Below are 2,407 nucleotides of genomic sequence, written 5' to 3' on the forward strand. Positions count from 1 at the left end.
CCTTATCGGCGCTTTGGTGAAGGGGTGGGGCGAAGTCTCCCACGGTCTGTACTGGCTAGAGTCAGATGCTGGCTTTTAGTCCCACCACCCCAACAAGTCTAACCATACAAGCGGGCTTGCTCGCGAATGCGCAGTGTCAGTCAATACATGTGTGACTGATGTACCGCGCTCCCACATGTTTTACTGTGTTCGCCCGAGAAATCAGCGGCGGCTGCTGACCTCGGCCGGCACATCATCACCGGCCATGCGCTTACGGAACAACGCCGTACGCGCCAGCAGCAACGTGGTTACCGGCACCGTGATCGCCAACAAAATCGGAATCAACCAGCCGTGCAACACCGGCGCGGACTTGAGCACCGAAAAGTAGATGATCGACGCCAACGCCACACACCACGCGCCCAGCGTCGAGGCCAGCGCGGGTGGGTGCATGCGCTGGAAAAAGTCCTTCATGCGCAGCAGACCGATCGCGCCGATCAGTGCGAATACGCTGCTCAGCACCAGCAATACGGCCACGCTCACTTCAACCCATAACGGCATCATTCAATCACCTCGCCACGCAGCAAAAACTTGGCCAGGGCGAACGACCCGACGAAGCCAAACAGCGCAATCAGCAGCGCTGCTTCAAAGTAGGTGTCACTGGCATACCGAATGCCGAGCACCAGCATCATCAGCATCGCCAGGATGTACAGGTAGTCCAGCGCCAGAACCCGGTCCTGGGCCGACGGGCCTTTGAACAGGCGCACCAGGGTCAGCACCATTGCCAGGGAAAACAGGAACAGGCTGAACAGGATCGCATTGGAGAGCAGGGCGCTCATTCGAAGATCTCCATCAAGGGCCGTTCGTAGGCGTGTTTGAAATGCTGGATAAACTGCGCTTCGTCACCCAGGTCGAACACGTGGATCAGCAAAACACTGCGGTCCAGCGCCAGTTCTGACCAGACGGTGCCGGGCGTGACGCTGGTGATCATCGACAGTACGGCCAGGCCGTTAGCGTCGCGCAGGGTCAGCGGGATTTTGATAAAACGTGACCGTGGTGGGCGCGAACCGCACACCAACACCCCCCAGGCCACTTGCAGGTTGGAGATGATCACGTCACGGCCCACCACAAAGAACAGGCGGATAATCACGCCGGGGCGGCGGATGCGGATTGGCAACGGGCGCAGCGGCGCCATTAGCAACGGTGCGAGAAAACCCAGCAGCGCGCCCAGCAGCAGGTTGCCCGGGCTGACGGACAGGTTCAGCACCAACCACAACAGCCACAACGCCAGTGATAGCCATGGGGCGGGGAACAGACGCTTCATGGCTGCACCTCCAGGGCGGCGGCCTTGGCTTCAGGGCTCGGAATCGGGCGCGTCGCCATCACGGCCATCACGTAGTGTTCCGGGTTGTTCAGGCTCTCGGCGGTGGCCTGGGTGTAGCGCATCAACGGTTCGGCCTTGAAGGTCAGCAGAATGCTCAGGCCGAGCAGGAAGAAAATCGGCAGGCACTCGTAACGTCGCAGCAGCGGTGAAGGGCGCTCTTCCGGGGTCCAGAAGCGCTGGATACCCAGGCGCGCGAAGGCGATCAACGAGGCCAGGCCGGACAGAATCAGCAATGCTACCAAGCCCCAGGCGGCAGGGCGGATCGGCTCGTCTACCGCATTGCCCAAGCCCATTGGGTTGACCAGCGCGCTCAACAGGCTCAGCTTGCCGATAAACCCGGACAGCGGCGGCATGCCGATAATCAGCAGTGCACAGGCGACAAAGCTCAAGCCCAGGAAGGCCATGGTCCAGGGAATTACCTGGCCGACCACGGCTTTCTGTTCATCGTCGAGGTTCACGCCCGGCCGCGGATGCAAGGACTCCATGGCCTTGGGCAGCGCATCGATTTCTTCATCCAGTGGCAGGTCGTTGGCCGAGCGCGAGCGCTCGATCAATTCCGCCAGCAGGAACAGCGCGCTCAAGGCGAGCGTCGAGCTGACCAGATAGAACAATGCCCCGGCGGTCAGGCTGGGCTGGGCAAAACCCACCGCCGAGAGCAGGATCCCGGCCGACACCAGAATGCTCAAGCTGGCCATGCGCTCCAGACGCTGCGCCGCGATCATTGCCAGCGCCGCGCAGATGATGGTTGCCATGCCGCCGTAAATCAGCCAGTCGCCACCGAACAGCGCCGAGGCGCCGGCTTGGCCGGAGAACAACAGGGTCCACAGGCGCAGCACGGTGTAGACGCCGACTTTGGTCATGATCGCAAACATCGCTGCCACGGGTGCGCTGGCCGCGGAGCAGGCGGGGGCTAGCCAGAAATTCAGCGGCCACATGCCCGCTTTGGCCAGGAACGCTGTCGCCAGGATGGCCGGCCCTTCGTGCACCAGGCCACGATCCGCTTCCGGCACCAACGGGATTTTAAGCGCCAGGCCGGCTAAGCTCAGC

The 2,407-nt window shown here is 61.9% G+C and carries 4 protein-coding genes; all 4 read right to left on the reverse strand.

Going from position 1 to position 2,407, the window contains the following annotated elements; translation table 11 throughout:
* Positions 1–201: 201 nt before the first annotated feature.
* On the reverse strand, positions 202–540 hold the full coding sequence (locus E0F99_RS29665) for a Na+/H+ antiporter subunit G (RefSeq protein ID WP_083357939.1): 339 nt from the start codon (positions 538–540) through the stop codon (positions 202–204).
* Complete coding sequence (locus tag E0F99_RS29670; RefSeq protein ID WP_003211751.1) at positions 537–815, reverse strand: K+/H+ antiporter subunit F; 279 nt, start codon at positions 813–815, stop codon at positions 537–539. The genes E0F99_RS29665 and E0F99_RS29670 overlap by 4 nt, the downstream gene beginning before the upstream one ends.
* Entirely contained in the window at positions 812–1,300 is a 489-nt protein-coding gene (locus tag E0F99_RS29675; protein ID WP_083357940.1) for a Na+/H+ antiporter subunit E, read from the reverse strand. The genes E0F99_RS29670 and E0F99_RS29675 overlap by 4 nt, the downstream gene beginning before the upstream one ends.
* A partial coding sequence (locus tag E0F99_RS29680; protein WP_130909127.1) for a proton-conducting transporter transmembrane domain-containing protein occupies positions 1,297–2,407 on the reverse strand: 1,111 nt, incomplete at its 5' end. The genes E0F99_RS29680 and E0F99_RS29675, both read right to left, overlap by 4 nt.

Origin of the sequence: Pseudomonas antarctica (assembly GCF_900624995.1) — a bacterium.
GTDB lineage: Bacteria > Pseudomonadota > Gammaproteobacteria > Pseudomonadales > Pseudomonadaceae > Aquipseudomonas > Aquipseudomonas antarctica.